At 68.8% G+C, this 20761-nt stretch carries 17 protein-coding genes and 5 pseudogenes; 16 read left to right on the plus strand and 6 right to left on the minus strand.

Translation table 11 applies throughout. The features are described from left to right. Positions 1-68: 68 nt before the first annotated feature. The 6 genes and pseudogenes from ACIP84_RS15950 to uvrA form a co-directional block, all read left to right on the plus strand. Positions 69-812 (plus strand): annotated as a pseudogene (locus ACIP84_RS15950) (IS5 family transposase); the annotation flags it as partial. 44 nt (positions 813-856) lie between these two features. Beyond that, the gene (locus tag ACIP84_RS15955; RefSeq protein ID WP_401798368.1) at positions 857-1024 is read left to right on the plus strand and encodes a hypothetical protein; all 168 of its coding nucleotides are present in this window, start codon (positions 857-859) and stop codon (positions 1022-1024) included. 4 nt (positions 1025-1028) lie between these two features. Next, positions 1029-1238 carry a hypothetical protein gene (locus tag ACIP84_RS15960; protein WP_401798379.1) on the plus strand — a complete coding sequence of 70 codons (210 nt, stop codon included), beginning with the start codon at positions 1029-1031 and terminating at the stop codon, positions 1236-1238. Between the two features lie 4 nt (positions 1239-1242). Continuing rightward, positions 1243-2238, plus strand: a complete 996-nt coding sequence (locus tag ACIP84_RS15965; RefSeq protein WP_401798369.1) for an RNA-binding protein — start codon at positions 1243-1245, stop codon at positions 2236-2238. Continuing rightward, a pseudogene (locus tag ACIP84_RS15970) lies at positions 2214-2729 on the plus strand (S1 RNA-binding domain-containing protein); the annotation flags it as partial. The gene ACIP84_RS15965 and the pseudogene ACIP84_RS15970, both read left to right, overlap by 25 nt. A gap of 876 nt (positions 2730-3605) precedes the next feature. Next, the gene (gene uvrA / locus ACIP84_RS15975; RefSeq protein ID WP_401798279.1) at positions 3606-6074 is read left to right on the plus strand and encodes an excinuclease ABC subunit UvrA; all 2469 of its coding nucleotides are present in this window, start codon (positions 3606-3608) and stop codon (positions 6072-6074) included. Positions 6075-6765: 691 nt separating this feature from the next. Here uvrA and ACIP84_RS15980 read toward each other — a convergent pair. After that, positions 6766-7101: a hypothetical protein gene (locus ACIP84_RS15980; protein WP_401798280.1), complete on the minus strand. Its 336-nt coding sequence runs from the start codon at positions 7099-7101 to the stop codon at positions 6766-6768. Positions 7102-7799: 698 nt separating this feature from the next. After that, on the minus strand, positions 7800-8204 hold the full coding sequence (locus ACIP84_RS15985; protein ID WP_401798370.1) for a type II toxin-antitoxin system PemK/MazF family toxin: 405 nt from the start codon (positions 8202-8204) through the stop codon (positions 7800-7802). Between the two features lie 263 nt (positions 8205-8467). On the opposite strand from ACIP84_RS15985, the gene ACIP84_RS15990 reads away from it, so the two are divergent. The 6 genes from ACIP84_RS15990 to ACIP84_RS16015 all read left to right on the plus strand — a co-directional run bounded on the left by ACIP84_RS15990 (position 8468) and on the right by ACIP84_RS16015 (position 14265). Beyond that, entirely contained in the window at positions 8468-8590 is a 123-nt protein-coding gene (locus ACIP84_RS15990; RefSeq protein ID WP_401798281.1) for a hypothetical protein, read from the plus strand. 4 nt (positions 8591-8594) lie between these two features. Beyond that, a complete protein-coding gene (locus ACIP84_RS15995; protein ID WP_401798282.1) occupies positions 8595-9590 on the plus strand; it encodes an AraC family transcriptional regulator in 996 nt (331 codons plus the stop codon). A 133-nt stretch (positions 9591-9723) separates the two neighbouring features. Next, a complete protein-coding gene (locus ACIP84_RS16000) occupies positions 9724-10092 on the plus strand; it encodes a hypothetical protein (RefSeq protein ID WP_030326431.1) in 369 nt (122 codons plus the stop codon). A 280-nt stretch (positions 10093-10372) separates the two neighbouring features. Beyond that, positions 10373-11050 carry an ABC transporter ATP-binding protein gene (locus tag ACIP84_RS16005; protein WP_401798283.1) on the plus strand — a complete coding sequence of 226 codons (678 nt, stop codon included), beginning with the start codon at positions 10373-10375 and terminating at the stop codon, positions 11048-11050. Further along, positions 11047-13227: a hypothetical protein gene (locus tag ACIP84_RS16010; protein ID WP_401798284.1), complete on the plus strand. Its 2181-nt coding sequence runs from the start codon at positions 11047-11049 to the stop codon at positions 13225-13227. Before ACIP84_RS16005 ends, ACIP84_RS16010 begins: the two co-directional genes overlap by 4 nt. Positions 13228-13464: 237 nt before the next feature. Next, positions 13465-14265, plus strand: a complete 801-nt coding sequence (locus tag ACIP84_RS16015; RefSeq protein WP_355967417.1) for a hypothetical protein — start codon at positions 13465-13467, stop codon at positions 14263-14265. A 7-nt stretch (positions 14266-14272) separates the two neighbouring features. On the opposite strand, the pseudogene ACIP84_RS16020 reads toward ACIP84_RS16015, so the two are convergent. Beyond that, a pseudogene (locus tag ACIP84_RS16020) lies at positions 14273-14594 on the minus strand (transposase); the annotation flags it as partial. Positions 14595-14979: 385 nt separating this feature from the next. Between ACIP84_RS16020 and ACIP84_RS16025 the strand changes: the two are divergent. Continuing rightward, positions 14980-15501: a hypothetical protein gene (locus ACIP84_RS16025; protein ID WP_401798285.1), complete on the plus strand. Its 522-nt coding sequence runs from the start codon at positions 14980-14982 to the stop codon at positions 15499-15501. Positions 15502-15675: 174 nt separating this feature from the next. On the opposite strand, the gene ACIP84_RS16030 is transcribed toward ACIP84_RS16025, so the two are convergent. Beyond that, complete coding sequence (locus tag ACIP84_RS16030; protein WP_401798286.1) at positions 15676-16704, minus strand: amino acid permease; 1029 nt, start codon at positions 16702-16704, stop codon at positions 15676-15678. A gap of 127 nt (positions 16705-16831) precedes the next feature. Between ACIP84_RS16030 and ACIP84_RS16035 the strand changes: the two genes are divergently transcribed. Both ACIP84_RS16035 and ACIP84_RS16040 read left to right on the plus strand, forming a co-directional pair. Beyond that, positions 16832-17485, plus strand: a complete 654-nt coding sequence (locus tag ACIP84_RS16035; protein ID WP_401798287.1) for a TetR/AcrR family transcriptional regulator — start codon at positions 16832-16834, stop codon at positions 17483-17485. Between the two features lie 218 nt (positions 17486-17703). Further along, positions 17704-18129, plus strand: coding sequence for a helix-turn-helix domain-containing protein (locus ACIP84_RS16040; protein ID WP_401798288.1), 426 nt, complete (start codon positions 17704-17706; stop codon positions 18127-18129). Here ACIP84_RS16040 and ACIP84_RS16045 read toward each other — a convergent pair. After that, positions 18079-18444, minus strand: a complete 366-nt coding sequence (locus tag ACIP84_RS16045) for a S26 family signal peptidase (protein WP_401798289.1) — start codon at positions 18442-18444, stop codon at positions 18079-18081. The two genes, ACIP84_RS16040 and ACIP84_RS16045, sit on opposite strands and share 51 nt — an antisense overlap. 242 nt (positions 18445-18686) lie before the next feature. On the opposite strand from ACIP84_RS16045, the pseudogene ACIP84_RS16050 reads away from it, so the two are divergent. Continuing rightward, a pseudogene (locus ACIP84_RS16050) lies at positions 18687-18946 on the plus strand (transposase); the annotation flags it as partial. Positions 18947-19005: 59 nt separating this feature from the next. On the opposite strand, the pseudogene ACIP84_RS16055 reads toward ACIP84_RS16050, so the two are convergent. After that, positions 19006-19468 (minus strand): annotated as a pseudogene (locus ACIP84_RS16055) (transposase family protein); the annotation flags it as partial. Positions 19469-20761: the final 1293 nt, after the last annotated feature.

Raw genomic sequence — 20761 nt, forward strand, 5'->3', positions numbered from 1 at the left:
CTTCGTGATCCGAAGGAAACGGCCTAGGCAATGTCTTCAAATGATCACCGCTGGTGGATGATGGTGTCGTGATACGTCGCCATGAACTGTCCGACGCCGAGTGCGAGTTCGTCCGGCCGCTGCTGCCGGAATCGTTGCGGGGACGCAAGCGGCTGGATGACCGCAGGGTCCTGAACGGGATCGTGTGGAAGTTCCGGACCGGGACGGCCTGGCGGGACGTGCCCGAGCGTTATGGTCCGTGGGCCACGCTCCACACGCGTTTCCGCAGGTGGGCGGCGGACGGCACCTTCGACCGGATGCTCCGGGCGCCCAGGCCACAGCGGACGCGGCGGGCGACATCGACTGGCTGGTGTTGGTCGACTCCACGGTCGTCCGAGCCCAGCAACATGCGGCGGGGGCCCGAGAAGGAGGCTCCGCGACCCGGCGCTCGGCCGGTCCAGAGGCGGGCTGACCAGCAAGATCCACCTGGCCTGCGACGGGCGGGGCCGGCCGCTCTCCTTCGTCGTCACGGGTGGCAACACCAACGACTGCACCCGGTTCACCGCGGTGATGGAGCGATCCGAGTGCCCCGGATCGGACCGGGACGGCCCCGGGTCCGGCCCGATCACGTCCTGGGCGACAAGGGCTACAGCTCGAAAGCGATCCGCGCCTGGCTCCGCCGCCGCGGCATACCGCACACGATTCCCGAGAGGGCCGATCAGGTTCGCAACCGGGCCCGGCGGGGCAGCCGCGGAGGCCGCCCGCCAAGCTTCGACCGCGAGGCCTACAAGCACCGCAACGTCGTGGAACGCTGCTTCAACCGCCTGAAGCAGGCGACACCCTGCTTGTTCCCAAGCTGCGCCGCCTCGCGCGTTCGGTGCCCGACGCCCGCGATATCGACGACTTGCTCCCTGCCTGCGGAGTCAAGCTTTCGCTCGGCGGCACCCTCAACGACCCCGCCGACCCGATGGGCAAGATGTTCTTCAACATCCCGGCCACCTTCGCCGAGTTCGAGATCGACCTCCTGCGCACGCGCCACCCGTGAAAGCATGGCGGTGGCGCGGGCCAAGGGCAAACTCAAGGAGAAGCAGCCCACGCTCACCGCCCGCCAGCAGAGCCACCTGGTCCAGCAGCACCAGTCCGGCGAGCACACCACCGCCGACCTCGACGAGCTCCTCTCCGTCAGCCGCGCCACCGTCTACCGCGTCCTTGAGCGCCATCAGAACGCATCCGCGCCTTGTACCGCTGGTGGGCCGTGACGTGATGCCCTACGTCTACCGGGTCACCAAGTACGACCCCGTCGACCGCGACCAGTACGGCCACTACGCCGGCACTGAGCCAGCGACCAGCGACCACGGACCGGTCGAAGCCGCCTATCTGGAGGCCGTCGCCGCCTTCGCCGAGGAATGCGGCGTCGACCAGCTGGCGATCCGTGAGCCGCAGCTCGGCCGTTTCGCCCACTTCGGCCTGGAACCACCGGTCGATGGCTACGGTTTGGCTCGCCTCATTCCCGCCGACCCCGCCGACCCCGCCGGGTTTCACGACGGTGCGCTGGTGCGCATCGGCGTCGGTCTGGAACTCGTCCGGGCCATGCTCCGCGACCACGGCGCCTGGTGCCGTCTGGAGGCGGAGGGAGCGTTCACGGTGCACGTCGGCTGGGACCAGTACCTCTACGTCGGCAGCAACCTGCTCTGCGAAGAAGCGCTGACACGCACCCGTGCGCGCGGCCTGTTCCCCGAACGACTGAACGCATCGCCGTACGACTTCGCCCCCGACGACCCACAGCACGAGCAGCGCCCGGCCGACGCCGACTTCTGGGGTCGCCTGCGCTGGACCGTCAGCGCCCACCGCGTCACATACCTGGAGGAGACCTACGCCGCGAACGCCTCCCGGTGGCACCGCCTGACCTGCGACTCCATCGAGACCGTGCGCTCTCGGTTGGCCCCACGCTCCCAGCTGGCGGTCTGGCCGGACCTGCTCACCGACGTCGACACGGCCGTGGCGGCTCTGCCCGACGAAGGCCCGGTGGAGGTCATCTGGGAGGACGAGGACGGACAGATCACGAGCATGGTCTGGGACGAGACCCGGTTCGAAGCAGTGACCTCCCAGCCCGCCGGCGCGCGTGCCGCCGCCGTCGTATCCATGGACGCCGGTGAAGCTCTCCCCCTGTTCACCGCTGTGCTGCCGGACAGCGACGGTGTCCTGCGAGCACGCTGGCAGACCGAACCGACGCCAGCGACCGGGAATGGGCCTTCCTGAAAACCCTGCGACGCGGCCAGGTCGTCACCGGCTTGGTGACGACCATCGCAGCCTTCGGCGTCACCTTCGTGGACATCGGCGGCTTCACCGCGATGATCAACATTCCGGAGCTGTCCTGGCGGCACATCAACCACCCGTCCGACGTCGTCAGCGTCGGCCAGGAGATCACCGCCGAAGTCCTCGACGTCGACATGGTGCGGGAGCGTGTGCCGCTATCGCTGAAGGCACTGCAGCCGGATCCGATGCTGGATCTCGCGCGGCAGGTCGGTCAGATCGTCACCGGCCCCGTCACGAAGCTCGTACCGTTCGGCGCCTTCGTCCGTATCGAGGACTCCGAGGAAGGTTTCGAGGGACTGGTCCACAACCCCGAACTGGCTGACGAGCACGTGGAAAGGCCCGAAGACGTCGTTCAGGTCGGCGCATCACTCACCGTCAAGATCCTCGACGTCGATCCCACCCGGCGCCGGATCGCACTGTCACACAAGCAGGCACTCGCCGTCGCCCCGGAGGGGCACCGTCACGCCTGACGAGGAATTCGACTCGATGAGCCCCACAGCGGGCGTGCAGAGGACTGCTGACCTCAGCGCAGACGACCACGGGATCCGACAGACGCCCTGGCGGTCCCGCTTTACTGGGCAGGACGTTCGTTGTCGGTCAGTCCCGGCGGGCGCCCGGGAAGATCCAGGGGATGACGACTGCAGCCCGCCTGGTCTCCTTCAGCCACCTGCCGAGGTGGTCCGGACACGATCGGTTTTCAGCGCGTGGTGAGGACAGGCTGGGGTCGGTAGCTAGAACGGCGGGTCTTCGCTGCATCCACTTGTCCAGTCGTCTTCCGACGACGCGCGTTCGGCCATAAGGCGGGCGTATCGTTCACGGGCTGCGATGTCGGCCGCGTTGTCCGCATCGCTGGTTTCGTGACCCCAGGCCTTCGGCGCGTCCAGGACGCGCGCGCATCTCAGCGTCCTCGTGGAGGAACCGTCGGTACATTTCCGGTTCCGCCAGAAGAGTCACGACCCTAATGTCTTGCGACGACATGACACGGCACGACACGACACCCGCATGACTCCTTGACACCGGCTGCCCTCGCCATCGCACGTGGCCACAGGATGCCCGCCGAGGTAGCGCCGTAGCGCCGACGCCGCGTGACACGCTGGCTCCGGCCGGCAGGCACAGGCGGTCCGGCCGGATCTGCGCGTGCAGCAGCCTGTCCCACCACCGGGCCACACGGTTGCGTGCGCCATCACGAGCAGGAGCTCGGGGCCCCGGCCGGCACATCCACGGTCAAGCACTCGCGAATGGCCCCAAGAACGGGGACCGGTGACGGCGCCCGTCGCGCGGTTCGCGGTGTAATCAGGTAGTCAGGAAGGGTGAACGAGGACGCGACCGACCCTTTCGTGCATGTCCGGGGCGCCGGCGAGAACAACCTGCGGAACATCGATGTCGACGTTCCGCGGAACGCGCTCGTCGCCTTCACCGGTGTCTCCGGTTCGGGTAAGTCCTCGCTCGCGTTCGGCACGCTCTACGCGGAGGCCCAGCGGCGCTACTTCGAATCCGTGGCACCGTACGCCCGAAGGTTGTTGCAGCAGGTCGGCGCACCGCACGTGCAGGAGATCACGGGGCTGCCGCCGGCCGTGGCACTGCAGCAGCGACGTGGGGCGCCCAGCTCGCGCTCGACGGTCGGAACCCTCACCACGCTGTCGAATCTGTTGCGCATGCTGTACTCCCGCGCCGGCACCTATCCGCCCCGGGCCGCACGGCTCGAAGCCGAGTCCTTCTCCCCCAACACGGCGGCCGGAGCGTGCCCGGAGTGCCACGGGCTGGGCGCCGTGCACGACGTCACCGAAGACCTGCTCGTCCCGGACCCCTCACTGAGCATCCGCGAGGGAGCCATCGCCGCCTGGCCGGGCGCCTGGCAGGGCGCCAACCTGCGCAGTGTCGTGAGCGGCCTGGGAATCGACATCGACCGACCGTGGCGCAGGCTGAGGAAGAAGGACCGGGAATGGCTGCTGTACACCGACGAGCAGCCCTCCGTATACGTCGAGCCGGAGGAGGGCCGCGTCGACTACGGCTACCAGGGGAAGTTCTGGAGCGCCCGCAAGCACGTCATGCACGTCCTCGCGGACTCCAAGAGCGAGAAGACGCGCGAGCGGGCGCTGCGGTTCGTCATGAGTGTGCCCTGCCCCGCGTGTCAGGGCAGCGGGCTGCGGCCCGAAGCGCTCGCCGTGACCTTCGCCGGACGTTCCATCGCCGAGATCAACGCGATGCCGCTCACCAAGGTCGTGGCGCTGCTGCGGCCCGTCGCGGCGCGGTCCGAGGCCGACGCCACCACGTCGACCGCCCGATCGGGGGAGACGACCGAGGTCGCGGTCCGGATCTGCGGCGACCTCGTCGCGCGAATCGAGGTACTGCTCGACCTGGGCCTGGGATATCTCAGCCTCGGGCGCCGCTCGACGACCCTGTCGCCGGGCGAGGCGCAGCGCCTGAGGATCGCCACCCAGCTGCGCTCGGGGCTGTTCGGCGTGGTCTACGTCCTCGACGAACCCTCCGCGGGGCTGCACCCCGCTGACGCGGAACCGCTGCTGGAGGTGCTGGATCGCCTCAAGGCGGCGGGCAACTCGCTGTTCGTCGTAGAACACGACATGGACGTGGTACGGCGGGCGGACTGGGTGGTCGACATCGGTCCCGGCGCGGGTGAGGGCGGCGGATGCGTGCTGTACAGCGGCCCGGTCGCCGGTCTCGAGCGGGTCGGGGAGTCGGCCACGGGCCAGTACCTGTTCGGGCGCGTCCAGCCGCTCGATCGGCGCCCGCGCGCACCGCACGGCTGGCTGCACCTGCGCGGTGTCTCCCGGCACAATCTGCACGACGTGTCCGTCGACGTGCCGCTCTGTGTACTGACGGCGGTGACGGGCGTGTCCGGTTCCGGGAAGTCGACGTTGGTGACGCAGGTGCTCGCCGAGGTCGTCCGCGGCCACCTCGGACTCGTACCCGAGGAGCCCGCCGAAGCGCAGCTGGAGGTCGACGTCCAGAACGCGTCGGGGGTCGAGTCGTTCGACCGGCTGGTCCGGGTTGACCAACGGCCCATCGGCCGAACGCCCCGATCCAACCTCGCCACGTACACCGGGATGTTCGACGCGGTGCGCAAGCTGTACGCGGCGACGGACGAAGCCAGGGCACGAGGCTACTCGGCCGGGCGGTTCTCCTTCAACGTGCCCGAGGGACGGTGCGAGACTTGCCAGGGCGAAGGATTCGTCGCGGTGGAACTGCTGTTCCTGCCCGGCACATACGCGCCCTGCCCGACCTGCGAAGGCGCCCGGTACAACGCCGAAACGCTGGAAGTCACCTACCGCGGCAAGAACATCGCGGAAGTTCTGGCGCTGTCCGTCGACAACGCCGCCGAGTTCCTGTCCGCCATTCCCGCCGCCTCCCGCAGTCTGGAGACGTTGCGCGAGGTGGGACTGGGGTACCTGCGGCTGGGCCAGCCCGCAACGGAACTCAGCGGAGGTGAGGCGCAACGCATCAAACTGGCCACCGAACTGCAACGAGCCCGCCGCGGGCACGCCCTCTACCTGCTCGACGAGCCGACGGCGGGTCTGCACCCCTCGGACATCGCGCTCCTGCTGCGACAGCTGCACCGCCTCGTCGACGCCGGCAACACGGTCGTCCTTGTAGAACACGACCTGGACACGATCGCCACCGCCGACTGGGTCATCGACCTCGGCCCGGGCGGCGGCGACGCGGGCGGGCGGGTGGTCGCGGCGGGCCCGCCGGCCAAGGTGGCGAAGGCCCGGGGCAGCGCCACCGCGCCCTATCTCGCAGCCCGGCTGGCGCGCTCCTGACGACAGCGCGAGCGACTGAGCACGGGTCAGCTCCGATCGCCCCCCGCTCGGCGGTGAACAACTGGAAGGCCCGCCGCGGCGGGCGGTGCTGTCCTAGACGAGCTGGTACCCCCAGCGCGGCTACGACGGGCCGACGGTCCCGGCTTGGGCGAAGCGGATGCCAGGTGAGTGGCCGAGACCGCGATGCCGGAGTTGGGATCAAGAGGGGGGTACGGCCCGGTCCTCGACAACCTTCGCGTCCTTGAGGTCCACGACGGCCAGGTGCTTCCCAATCGTGCGGTCGACCGTGTTCCGTTACTGCATCGGCGAGGGCGCCGGCCGGGGAGTACTCAATCTTCCCTATGGCCGCGTCGGCGGGAAGGTGCACGGCCGTGCCTGCGGGCTTGGAGACGAGGTGCAGGCTTTCGCGCCGTGACCCGTCCTACCGCACCATCATGATCGTGTCCCCAGCGAGCTTCCAGAGGGGCGCGCCCGGGCCGGCAGAGCTGGTGTCGATGTCGACGGGCGCGCCGCCCGCCACGTCCAGGATCCGGTAAGCAGACGCGCGGATCTGCTCAAGGCCTGCTCGAACTGGCCTGCAGCCTCATATGCCTCCGCCGCCTGCGAACTTCCTTCAAAAAGATCAACGTGGGGCAACATGCCGGAGCCGGCGGCAGGGCGGCAATGTCGGCTCGTGCCCTTGGGGCTGAGCTCAGGTGAGGTCGAAGGTGATGTGCACCGAACCGTGCCCGTTTGGCACCTCCATGAGCGTGAGGCAGCCATCCGCCGCTTCGAAGACTCTCACCAACACCCCGCTGTTCTCCTCGTTGTCCTCGCCGGGAAACACAACGGAGAAGTGGGGGTCCATCTCCATCAGGAAGTCCCAGCCCTCCCGCTGGGTCGTGTCGAGGAGATGGGCATGGCGACCGGTTGCCTGCCACGTACCGACCTCGTCGACAGCGACTGTGATATCGATGCCGTACTTCTCAAGGCAGATCTCGCGATTGGCCCACCATTCGAGGCTGGCCTGACCCACGAATCGATCCATGAGCACACTATGCACGGCACCCAGGCCGGACGGTCAAGTTCGTTGGGCTGCCGGCCGTCGTAGGGCGGTCCGTGAGACGAAGCTTTGGGCAGGCTGGACAGGCCTCCGCCCCAACAGAATGCACCGTGTATGCCTTCGCTGCCTCCGGATCTCATTCCGAAACCATCAGTAAGCCAAGCGGCGATACACCTCACCGGCCGAGTACTTCGCCACCGTCACCCAGTTCGTCGACGACTTCGACCGGCCCCTGAGGACGGCGTACACCGTCCCGGACTCCCAGGGCGACCTGACCGGCACTTACGTCTACAGCGACACCTACAACACCGACGGAACCCCTCAAGGCTCTTCCCTACCGGCCGAAGGCGGCCTGCCTGCCGAGCCGCTCCGGGTACTGGCGTCCACGTACCAGGTCGCACCCCCGGCTGCTCCGAGTGGAATCGGTGCGGGGGAGAGAGTTGGCGTGAGTAGTGCAAGCCGCAGGGCCCTTGGCTCTGGCCCTGATGTCCTCGAGCCGGCTGCCCGTGACCCGCGGGCCCGGACCGCCGCCGAACGCGCCGTCACCGGCCAATGGATCGCCGAACCGTGCTCCACCCCAGTGGAGCCCCGGCCCGCCCGGCGGCCTCTCGGCGGGTAGCCGGCAGCGTCGATCATCTGGACGGGATCGACCACGCCGTCGCGGGCGTCCGTTCCTTCTCCGCCTAACCGAGTCCACCGAGTCGGAGGGCGTTCCTCATCTCACTGAGCTTCGCGGTCGTCGCCGGGGTCCACTCCTTCGCCTGTTCACCGAGACGGAGGGCGTTGTCGATCTCGCTGAGTTTCGCGGGGGACAGAACACCCGCTCGCTCGATCAGGTCGTCCCGGGACACGGTGGTCAGCCACGTGCAAGGGGTGAGGCCCGGGCGCGGCAACGCGAACCGCAGCACGCCTTCAAAGGGCAGGCCTTCCACGGCGCCTACTGCCACTTCGACGCCCAGACCGGTGATGTCGACACCCGCCCGAGCGACGACCTGCATGACCCGGATCCCGGACGCGTCGTCTCCCGACAACAGCACGACCGGCCGCGGCTCGTCGAACTCCACCCACCAGACTTCGCCACGTTGCACATGTCCTCCTGACACAGGAACGGCGGCCGGACGCTGCGCGACGCCGGCGCGCCCGGAGACGGGTGTGGCCACCCGTTGATCATCGGCGTGAAGACAAACGATCACGCTGTGGCCGCAGGCCACAGCGTAGGCCCTGCCCGCTGGCAGGAGGCGTTCGAGGGTCTGATGAGTCGGATAGCGGGAACGGGTCACACGGGGACGAACCCCGTTACCGCATCCGGAAGTTGTGCTCGGACTGCTGTCGGCCCGGCCGCGCAAGAGTGGTGGACCACCTGCACGACGACCAGACGGTACTGGTGGTCGACGAGACCGGGAACGTGAAGAAGGGCACCGACACCGCTCGGCGCCGCCAGAGTCACTTGCGCCTGCTGTTCGTGCCGCTGTAAACCCATGGCCATGTTGCCCGAGAGATCCTTCCGCAGTGAAGAATTGGCACCCGGTGACCGATTCGACTGTTTCGCGGCCCTCATGGCCGAGACGCACGCACCGATGGAAATGGAAAGCGACTATGCTACTGAATTCCTAGTGAACCAGCGCGTCATTTCTCTGGGGGAGGTAGCGGTCTACCCGGCGGAATGCCAACCCCTTGTCTTCCGTCGCACCGCGAAGCTCATCCGGAAGGCTGATCCCGAGGCGTACCACCTGTCCCTCATCCAGCGCGGGGAAGGACACGTCACCCTCGGCAAAGAGACCCGTACGCACCGCGCGTACGACCTGCACACCAGCGACACTTCCAGGGTCTGGGAGATCCAAACCGGGCGTGAGCCCCTCCGCTTCATCGGCGTGGAGATACCCAAGGCGCTGCTGCCCCTGCCCGCGCGGGAAGCCGACCGAGTGATCGGTGGGAGGTTGTCGGCACGAGAGGGGACGGGGGCGCTGCTGGCGCAGTTCCTGACCCGGATGGTGGCGGACAGCAGGTCGTACCGGCCATCCGAGGCACCCCGTTTACGGACCGTTCTGGCTGATCTGGTGGCCGCGGTCTTTGCTGGTTCCCTCGACGCAGAGCGCAGTCTGCCGTACGAGACGCACCGGCGGACACTGGCTCTCAGTATCAGGACCTTCATCCGGGAGAACGCCGACGACTCCCGGCTGGATGTCCCCTCGATTGCTGCCGCGCACCACATCTCGGTCAGCTACCTCCACCGGCTGTTCCAGCAGGAGGGGGACGGCACCACGGTCGGGAGGGCTCTGCTGCGTCAGCGTCTGGAGCACGCGCGTCGTGACCTGCTCGACCCGCTGCTGCGGGAGATGCCCGTGAACGGGATCGCCGCACGCCGTGGCTTCAGTCACCCGGCTGCCTTCAGCCGCGCGTTCCGCGACGCCTACGCGATGACCCCCACCGCCTACCGCAGGACGACGCCCACCACCACCGGGGGTGGCGAGTAGACGGATCGTCAAGGCGCTGTCGACTCCTGGCCAACGACTCGGCCCGGCTCCGCTCCACACAATGATTCACGTTCGAGCGGGACCCGCCGAGTCCGGTAGGGATCCCTGTGTCAGTCAAGGAAATGGAGCTCCCATGAAGATGGGCATGCGTCGTGCCGCCGTCGGTCTCTTCGCTCTCGCGGCGATCGCCGGTTCGTCCCCGGCCTTCGCCTGGTCGCAGACGCACTACGGGGCCAAGGCGTGGACGGAACAGTCCGACACGGTCATGAACATCCGCGACCTGGAGGCGGACGGCAACTCCGTGAAGGCCGAGTACTACCGCAACGCCCACCCGGCCGACAAGCTCACGCTGTGGAACAAGGCCGGCGCTGAGGGCCCGGCCGACAACGACGGCAACCCGGGCACGGTGGAGAGCGGCAAGCACTCCACCATCTTCCGCGGCCAGGCCTGCGAGGTCCGCAACAACCTGCCCGACCTCTGCGGCGGTATGGAGTCCTTCTGAGCAAGCCGCCCTGCGGCCCGTGAACGCCCGCGCCCTACCGGGGCGTCACCCCGCAGGACCTGACAACCGCTCGTCGCACGCCGGGAGGCGACCTCTCGCACAGGCCGCCTCCCGGCGCCGACGTGGAGTGTACGCAGCCGCCCATCGAGAAGAACGGGGAGACCACGCAGTGCAAGGCCAAGACGACCCACCGGTACTCGACATCCAGAGGCTGACCTGCCACGTGCCAGGCCGGACGCTCTTCGAGGACGTCACCCTGAGCATCCGGGCAGGTGAGTCCGTGGCTGTCACCGGACCGAGCGGCAGCGGGAAGAGCACGCTCCTGATGAGCATCCTCGGCCTCATCCGCCCGGCCGAGGGCACCGTACGGGTCGCGGGCGCCGACCTCGGCGCGATGTCCCCACGTGCGCTCGCCCGGCACCGGCGCCGCAACATGGGCATGGTCTTCCAGTTCGGTGAACTCCTCCCCGAACTCTCTCCGTTGGAGAACGTGGCACTGGCCGGCCTGCTCGGCGGCATGCGGCCCAAGGAGGCCGACCGCCGCGCGACGGAACTGCTGGACGAGCTCGGCGTCCACCCGGTGAACGGACCCGTGGACACCTTGTCCGGCGGCGAACGCCAGCGCACTGCGGTCGCCCGCGCTCTGATGAACGAACCGGCACTGCTGCTGGCCGACGAACCCACCGGCTCGCTCGACCCCGCCCACCGCCACGCCGTCACCGAACTCCTCCACACCCTCCCCGCCACCCGAGGGTGCGCCTTGCTGCTCGTCACCCACGACGAGGCAGTGGCCCGGCGCGCCGACCGGCGCGTCACCCTCGATGCCGGGCACCTGGTGCCGCAAGACGCCACCGCCCCACCGCAACCACGCGACACCTCCACAGGCCGACAACGCACCGCGCCGCTCGACTGGCTACCCGGTGCCCGCTCCACCTCCCGTTCCCGGGCCCGCTCATGACCACAGGCAGGCTCGCATCGCAGCTGTGGAGGATCGGTGCGTCGACCGCACACCGTGCGGAAGCCGGTCGCATCCGTTCCTGGGCCCTGGCCCTGGCCACCGCGCTGCTCACCCTCGCCGTCGGCGGACTGGCGGTCACCGACGCCTCCTTCGACGGCCGCACACAACGCACTCTGGAACGCTCTCCCCGTCTGACCGCCGCCTACCCCGACGAGCCGGTGCGAGCCCTGTGGAGATGGGATCCTGCCGAGGCCGACGGCCTGGCCTACGACGTCATCCACCTCGAACCGCTCACGGACCGGCTGACGCCCCCACCCGGCCTGCCACGCTGGCCCCTGCCCGGCGAAGCCTTCGCATCCCGTGCACTGCTCGACGCCTCCGGCGAAGACGCGGTGGCCGCGCAGTACGGCCGCCTCGCCGGTGTGATCGACCCCGCCGGCCTGGAGGCTCCCGGCGAGTTCCTGGTCTACACCCGGCCCACCGCAGCCATGCTGGACCGCTCTGTGATGCAAGGAATCAGCGGCTTCGGCGAGACGACCGGTACCGGCGTCCTGGGCGAGCACCTGCACTACTTCGGGAAGGGCGAACTCCTCGCCGCCTACGCCGGGTTCGTGCTCCTGCCCGTGGCCCTGCTCGTCACCATTGCCGTCCGCACAGGAGCCGCTGCCCGGGACCGCAGAACCATGCTGCTCGCGGCACTCGGCAGCAGTTGGTTCGCGCGTGCCTGCTGCACGGCCGGCGAGGCGGCCCGGCCGGTTGCACTGGGCGCGGCCGCAGGAGCGGTGGCCACGCTGCCCGCACTCCTCACGGACATCCCCTTCCCTTCCACGACGTTCATCCTGGCAGCCCGGGACGTACGTGCGGTGGCCCCGCTGCTGGCAGGCATCCTGGTAGCCGTCCCGGTCGCCACCCTCCTCGTGACTGTCCTCGCGCAACCGCGCCGCCGCGCGCGGGCCACCCGCCCGACGGCAGTCCACACCCGCAGAGCCACCTGGAGCCTGTGGCTGTTCCCGGTCGCGCTGCTCTTCACGGTCCGGGTCGTCGACCTGGCGCCTCCCGACACAGTCGTGGTCCTCTATGCCACCGGGTACCTGCTCGTCCTGGTCACCCTCCCCAGCGCCATCGGCACGGGCGTCAGCCTGCTGGGACCGCATCTCGCGACCCTCGGCTACCGGAGGGGCGCCGCCGGCCTGCTCCTCGCCGGGCGGCGGATGGCCGCAGCGCCCCACACGGTCACTCGCCTGGTCGCCGCCCTCGTCATCGCCATCGGCATCGCCGTTCAGATCCAGGTGTGGACGGCGTCCCTGACCGCGGCAGGCCAGGGAGCAGTCGACTCGCGCCATCGGCTGGGCACCAGTGTGCTGCGGGTCGCCCCGTACGCAGAACCCGCCAAGGTGCAAGCGTTCCACGACGCGCTGCCGCCGGAAGTACACGCACTCGCGGTGCGGGTGCACACAGAGGGCAGGGGCCGGGTTGAACTCGTCGGCGACTGTCCCGCGCTGCGCGAGCTGCGCATTCCCTGCAACGTGCGTCCGCAGCCGATCTCCTTGGCAACATCCGGGCCACGTCTACGGGAGTACCTCGGCGGTGCCGGCGCAGCAGACGGCATGGAGGTCGTGGTGCGATCTGGCGACATCGCGCAGCTACCTGCGGCCGCCGATGCCGGACGCGAGCTGGTTCTCTTCGGCACCGGCGGCCGGCAACTTCCGCTGGCCACGCTGAACGGGGTTGCCCACCGCCACCTCGCCATGACCGCCAGAGTCGATTACGTGCTCAACGGCGGCGGCCTGGGCAAACTGACCATCGCGGCGGGCTGGCTGCGTCTGCTGTCCACGGCCGGCATCACCATCGTCTGTCTGAGCGCGGGCATCGGCGCGACAACAGACTTCCTGCGCTTCGGACGCGAACTCGCGCCCCTGTCCGTGATAGCGCCCGGAACGCGGCTCTACGGTGCGGTCGCGGGCTGGTCCCTCCTGCTCCCGGCAGTCCTGGCCTCGCTCGCCGGGGTCGGCTTGGCCTGGTGGCTGGCCGCGCCGGTCAGGAGTGTCGCCCCCAGCGACCCCCTGGGCCTGGCGTCCCTCACCTCGGGCGCGCTGCTGTGCGCCCTCGCGCTGACGGTGTGGGGGGCAGCCACGGCGCTACGGGCAGCAGCCGGGTGGCGGCCGGTCGGCGACTGAACCCCGCCACCGACCCGGGCGGTGATGTCCACCCACCGCAACCGCGTCCGGCGGACTACGTCCCTCATCCATACCCATGCACCGCATGATCAGCGAGGCGTTCCCGCTGCGGTACGCGAATTCTCAGATCACGCGAGTTCTGCCTCAGACCAGTGCGCCGGTTCCTTGCTGGCGGCCCCTTGACCAGCGGGTTCGTAGGACTGAAAGTGGATCTCCTGATCGACTGGGGCGGGATGCATGACGCATGACGAATACGCCGACCGTTGCGAGGAGCTCTTCGCAGTGGGTGGGTTCGCGGAGGCGCGTAAGGCGGCCGAATCCGGTCTGGGGGAACTCGGGCCCGATCCGGTGCTCTACCGGTGGCTCGGCCTCGCACACGCGGCGGAGGACGAGGACGACCATGATGCCGAGGCGCAGAAGGCCTACGAGACTGGGCTGGCGCAGTGGCCGGACGACCTCGGACTGCTTGTCTCCTACCTGGAGCTGTGTCTGCGGGCCGACGGGTGGACGTATCCCGGGCGGGTCGCTCGGGTGGACCGGCTCAAGGAGCGGATCGCGCGCCTCGCGCCTGCGGGGTCGCCCGAGGCGGTACGGGTGGAGGCCGCGCTCGACTGGGCCGGGCGGGGCTACTGGCAGGACGTACGGGAGAGGACGGCTGCCGCGCGGACCGATCGAGCGGCGGTGACGTCCCACAGCGCTGATGTTGCTGGAGCGTTGGAGCGGGGTGGCCAGGCGCCTGCGCATCCGGAGGACCTGCGTGCCGCGGAGGTTGCGGCCGCGCTGGAGCTGTTGGCCGGCCCGTGGCAGGCCCCGCTCCGGCTCATGGTCCGCCACCGGGTGGCCGCTTACGTCATCACTTTCGTGCTGGTTCTCGCCACGAACAAGGCTCTGGTGCTGAGCGGGACCGTCTCCTACAGCGTGTGGGGCTGGATCTGGTTCGCGCCCCTCCTGCTGGCCGACTCGAAGCTCAAGCAGGCCCGGCGGCTGGCCCGGCAGGGTGTGATTGCCGCGATGGAGGCTCGGCACGCCGCAGGCTGACTGATCGCCGCTCCAGGACCCAGCGGCTCTTGCCCAGGCCCGATCCGTGGGGACGCCGCGTCGGGGGATCTTGGATGAGATGCCGCGGCCCCGGAGGATGCGGCGGTATGTGTCGTAGGCGTAGGCGTAGGCGTAGGCGTAGGCGTAGGCGTAGGCGTAGTCGTAGCCGCGGTCGGCGAACAGCCGGCCCGGCCGATGGCTTGGTCGCCCCCGGAGTCCTCGGATGCGGGGGATCGCATCCGGCGGCGGCGACAGCGGGTGACGTCGTGCCTGTTTCCGCCGGTCAGCGAGACGGCGAGGGGTGTGCCGTGGCGGTCGACGATCAGATGGCACCTGTCGAAGCCGTCGAGCCGGGCACGCTCTCCCCCCAGAGCAAGGGCAGGAAGGAAGATTGAACGCTCAGAATGCGGCCCCCGTCCAGCGCCATGCAGGAACTGGGAACAACTCTTCCGCTCTGACCCAGCCCACCGAACAGAGACTGAAGCGACTCGAACGACTCAACTTCCGGCATCATCCGACGAAATGTGTCTCCGTGACCTCGCCATGCCATCGGGTGACACGGCTCGGCCGGACGAGTGACTGTGGCCGCCGCGGGGCCGCTGCCGGACGAACCGGTGTTCCAAGCTCAGTGCCGCCGCCGTCTCCGGCGGCAGTCTCCACCGCGTCTGTGCCGTGCGTTCGGATCGACCATGGCTGTTCGAGGAGTCTCACTTCATGAGTTCACGCGTCATCGCCGTCACGGCCGCCGCGCTCGCGGCCACCGCGACACTCGTGCAACCCGCCCATGCCGCCCCGCTCGTCGACGGGGTCTACCGGTTCGCGGCTGTCACGGACGGCAAGTGTCTGGTCTGGCCCAAAACACACGCGAGTATCGGCGTGGTGTCGCTGGGTGACTGCACGGAGACCGCGTCCACCTCGGCGAACTGGCAGGTGCTGAGCCGCCCCGACGGAATGATGGAGGTCTCCCCGTCGGGCTCGAACCCGCGCACCTGCCTGAAAGTGACGTCGCAACACAGCGTGTCGGTCACCTGCTGCGGTGACCGGTACGGCGACTGGACCGTCTCCTACGGCTCGGCCGGGCCTGGCAGCGTGGTGTGGGCTGACATCGAGCACACGCCCCGCGACTTCTCCCCCTCGTACGGAAAGATCGTGGACGATCCCGGCGTGACCGGCCGGATCGTGGTCAGGCACGCCCCCATCGAACCGCACTACTGGGCATTGCAGCCGGCCGGATAGGAGTCGTCGGGCCGATCGCGGCCCCGGATGTCCCATGCCCCTTGCCCCCTCGTGCCGCAGGCGGCGCTGAACCCGGTCCACCGCCAAGCGCGGTGTTGCGCCCGGTGCGGTCGCAGAGGTTCACGGAGTCGGGGCCGCGTCCTGCCGCTCCTGCGAAAGGATCTCCGAACCAGGTCACTGTCCCGGAATCCGCTTCTCCGCCCACTCCGGCGTGCGGAAGGCGCCGCCGTACATGGGGAGGTGGATCCGCTCGCCGTAGCGGGCGAGTTGGGCCCAGGGGCGGTTGAGGCCGGCCGAGCCCTGCTCACGTACCCGAGTGACGGTGTCCAGGTCCAGGACGTCGACGAGGATCTCCTCGCCGGTGCCGGCCTGCTGGCGGACGATCCCCTCGGGGTCGACGATCGCGCTGGAGCCGACGCCGGCCGGGTCGGAGGCGTTGACGTTGACGACGTACACCTGGTTGGTCCACGCGTTGGCGCGGGCGCAGACCAGCTCCATCTCCCGGTCGCGGGTGGTGGTGAGGGTGGGCTGAACGATGATCTCGGCGCCGAGCCAGGCGAGTTGGCGGACGGTCTCGGGGAAGGAGCCGAAGCCGTCGATCCCGAAGGGGTCCAGCCAGCTCAGTGAGGGAGCCTGGGCGCCGTCGCGGGCGAGGGCGGCGACTCCGAAGCTGATGAGGGCGAGCAGCTGGAGGCCGAGCAGGACGTACTGGAGGCCGGCCGCGAGGCGCAGGCCCCGGCGGGCGACGCCGGTGAGGACGGCGAGGATCAGCACGGCGACGACGGCGACGATGAGGGCGTCGTCCGCCTCCTTCCCCAGGCCGAGGAAGCTGAGCAGATAGCCGGAACTGACCTGCGCGAGCGCGGCCATGGCGATGAGGGTGGCGATCTGCGGCACCCAGCCGCCGGCGAACCAGCCGGTTCTGGGGCCGAAGGCGCGGGTGTTCCAGACGAAGGTGGTGCCGCAGTCGGGCATCTCGCGGTTGAGCTCGCGGAAGGCGAAGGCGGTGAGCAGGATCGGTACGAAGCCGAGGAGGAGCGCGGCCGGCGCGAGGTCACCGACGACCAGGGCGACGTAGCCGAGGGTGACGGTGATGCTGTAGGCCGGAGCGGTGGAGGACAGGCCGAGTGCGACAGAGGCGAGGAGACCGACGGAGCCGCTGCGCAGGCCCTTGTCCGTCTCGTCCGGGTGCGGCGTCGTCATGACGTGCTCCTGGGGAGGGGAGGAGTTTGTTAAACGCAGATTTAAGAGCGGGTTGCTGGGCGAGTCAAGGCTGTACCGACTATTCTCTGAATCGACGTATAACTGACTCAGGAGGGGAGAGGGCCTCATGGCGGCGAAGTCCAGAGAGACGAAGAAGGGCGCCGGCGGCGGCAGGGGCGCGCGCAGGGCCGAGCTGGCGGAGGCGGTGCAGCGCGCTCTCCTCACCCGCGGCCTGGAAGGGCTGCGGCTGCGCGACGTTGCCGAAGAGGCCGGCGTCACCCCGGCCGCGGTGCTCTACTACGGAGACCTCGACGCCCTCGTCCACGAGACCTATCAGCAGGCCATCACCCGCTACAGCCAGGACCGCGAGGCGGCCGCCGACGGCTTCGACGACGCCCGCCTCAAGCTCAGGGCCTGCATCGACAAGGGTGTGGCAGCCGGACCGGACGACGGGCTCACCCGGCTGCTCTTCGAGTACTGGCCGCGCTGTCTGCGCGACGCCAAGGCGGCCGCCCTCGACAGCTCTCTGACGGAGCGCCAGGTCGCGGTCTACGCGGAGATCCTCACTCTCGGCCGCGCCCAGGGTCACTTCGCCCTCCAGGACCCGCCCCGGCTGATCGCCGCCAACTTCGTGGCCATGGAGGACGGCTACCAGATGGAGGTCCTCGCCGGCCGCCGCACCCGCGCCGAGGTGATCGCCGCCCTGCACTCGTACGCCCGCGCCGCCACGGGCCACGACCCCAGCGCCGCGAGGGACCACGAGGCCCGCCAGGCTCCCTGATCACGAGCACCACCGGCAGGGACCGACGATCCGATGTTCTGAACGAAACAGCCTGGTGCCCTGAGTCAGAGGTTTGTCGCTGGTTTCGGTGTGAGTCGTCCTGGTCCGAAGACCCCGCCGTTGTCAGTGACTGCTGCCCAGCGGGCTGTGTGGGAGGGCTGGCTGCGTCGGCGTATGACCGCTCAGGCGTTGGCTCAGCGATCGCGGATCGTGTGGGAGTGCGCGGACGGCCACTCGGTCATGGAGGTGGCCCGCCGGCTGCGGATTGCTCCGGACACGTCCGCACCTGGCGGCGTCGCTTTCTCGGGAAGGGCCTGGACGGCCTGTGGGACGAGTCCAGGCCGGGTGTCCCGCGGAAGATCACCGACGCGGACGTGGAACGGGTGATCATCAGGACGCTCGGGGAGACACGAAGACACCGGAGAACGCAACACACTGGTCGACGAGGTCGATGGGGGCGCCGACGGGCATGCCGCAGTCGACCGTCTCAAGGACTGGGGGGCGTTCGCGCTGGCACCTCACCGTTCGCAGAACTCAGGTTGTCGACCGATCCGTTCTTCATCGACAAGGTCCGCGACGTCGTCGTCACAGGTTCAGGAGGAGTCCTCAGAGGCGGCCGCGAGCGTCTTGTCCACAGCACCTGACCGGGCGGCACCGTCGACTGCCACACAGATACCGAAGACACGATCGTGGCTGGTCCATCCGTTGACCCGACCACGGTTGTTGCTGATCTGCACCCGCTTCCTGGCGGGGTCCACAGACGACACCACGTGCAAGTAGACCGTTCCGGCGACACGGGCAAGGACGATGTCCCCGACCCCCAACTTCGACGGGTCGACGGGAGCAACGACCACCTGCTGCCGACTGCGTATCAGCGGGACCATCGAGGAGCCGCTGGGCCGGAACGTCACGGTGGCCCCGCCTGCAACCCTGCCTGCCAGTGCATCCAATGCGCCCATCCGACGATCGTGGCAGATTCCCCCGCCCCACCCCACCGATTACTTGTCCGTGCTCCACCAGCGAGGCGAACGTCGCCTGATGCGGCACTCGTGCGACGTGGACCGTCCCACGATCACCTGGACCATCGGCGACGAGCGACCCTTGCTCGCCGAGCGCGCGTGCACGACCCGCCCCGGCGTCCGGCTGCGAACGTCGACCCGAAGTCATCGCCGGAGTCGGCAGCGACCTCACCTTCTTCGGGACCCCGGACCGGCTGGCCACCTTCGCTGGGCTCGCGCCGGCACCGCGGTACTCGGGGAAGAAGAGCGGCAACTTCCACCGACCCGCCACTACCACCGAGGCCTACAGCGCGTCTTCTACCTGTCCGCCCTGACCGGCGTCCGCTACGACCCCGACTCCAGGGCCTTCTACGACCGCAAACGAGCCGAGGGGAAAGGCCATACCCAGGCCGTGTTGGCCTTCGCCCGACACCGTGTCAACGTCCTATGGGCTCATCGGTGACCAGTGGCTCTACGAAGTCGCACCACCCCTGGCCACGCTGCACTGAGCATTTTACAACCTCACGTTGATGCGAGGTGAAGGATGTAGACGGCCTTCACGACGTCGGTGATCCGGTGGTGCTGCAGCGAAGCTTCCGCAGTAGGTGCCACCCTTTGAGGGTGGCCATGGCCTGCTCGCCGACGCAGCGGATCTTGGCGTGGGTGGTGTTGTGGGGCGCTTCCTCCCCTTGAGCTGGCGGACTTGGAACGGTACCCGAACGGGGTCACCGGCACCTTGTTACGCCTTGTCGCCCAGCATCCGAGTCCTGCATCGGCGAGGGCTTCAATGGTCCCGTGCTGTCGCCCGGCGGTCAGGTCGTGAGTCGAGCCGGGCAGAGTCCGCGAGGCCCAAAGCAGCCGTCCATGCGGATCTGTGAGGACCTGGACGTTCATGCCGTGGTGCTTGTGTTTCCCGGAGTAGTAGAGGTGTCGTCGGCGATGCGGTCGATCGGCAGCAGGGTCCGTCGGGGATGACGAATGCCTTCTACCGGATCGTCCGCATCGCCTCGGCTTGGTCGAGAACCCGTCTACCAGGAGCTTCGTCGTTGCACAGGACTGTCCAACTCGCGGTCGGCACAGCCAGCTGGGAAAGAGTTCCGTGCCCGCTGAACAGCGTGGACGCTGGGCGGTGTGAACGCGCGACTTGAAAGGTTCTGGTTTGTAGCGCTTTACGCTGAGGCGGGCATCACACCTGCCGGGCAGCTCTTGATCTTGTGGGGAGTCGCTGATGAAATCCAGCGTTCCGTTGAAGAGGGAGAGACTGTGGGATACCTGATTGCGGTGATCGCCACGGGGGTGCTGTGGGTCGCTATCCACTTGGCCAGCAGGGATGGTGCTACCTGGGGAGCCGTGGCTGACTGGGCACGCTCACAGCGATAGGGCGGTCGGGCTGAGGTTCCCCTGAGATGCGGAGCCTTAGCTACTCGCTGGCTACGTCCGGGACGCTGAAGGGCCGTAGACCGCCGGGTGGTCAGATGCTGGACCAGCATCGATGCCACCGACCTTGCGTAGGACGAGGGCCAGGAGGCGTGCTCGCGCTGGCGCAGCCTGCACTCAATGCAGACTCGTTTAGACCTGGGTGGACTGGTAGCCAGTTCAGGAGGCCTTGCGCCCATCTCGGTGGTACACCGCCAACTCCGCGACAGTTGCCAGCTGCTCAACAACGCCGCAGCGATCCCGCCACAGCGCCAAGGTTCTCTGCGAGACCGCTGACCAGGAGATGCAAACCTGATCGTGCTGACAAACAGGTTGGAAATGCTTACTGACCTGGCTCGGTGCCAGGTCGGCCTTCAATGTGCCGAGCGCGAAGGAGTCGGCGGGCGCATTCGCAGGCCTCGTGACGTTGGCTACGGATCCCGGATGACCTCGACGGCCTTCATGCTGAAGGCGGGGAGGCGGTCCTGTTGTACTCATCGACATCCGGAATCACGCCAGTAGCGGCAAGAAAGGCTATTGCTTCGCGGTCCAGCGCCAGCCGAAGGGGTTGTGCTTGTCGTCGGCCGGCCACCACGCACTCACCCAACGGGTGTTGCTCCAGCGGTGCCCTCTGCAGTGCGTCGGTCCAGGGGCGCGCAGAGGGTACGGGACGTCCCCACTGCTCCAGGATGACCAGGCCGCCGGGCTGCCCCACCCGCGCGTGCCGGCCGTGCGAGGCGGGCCGGCTGCCCGGTGTCCGTACGCCCGCAGCAGCTCCCGCGGGCGGGTGCGGTGCTGCTCCACGAGCGCTTCCAGGCCTTGATGCAGCCCTCGCGTTTCTGGGTGCGCACCGCTCCCAGTG

It is taken from the genome of Streptomyces sp. NPDC088707 (assembly GCF_044752725.1).
Classification (GTDB): Bacteria; Actinomycetota; Actinomycetes; order Streptomycetales; family Streptomycetaceae; genus Streptomyces.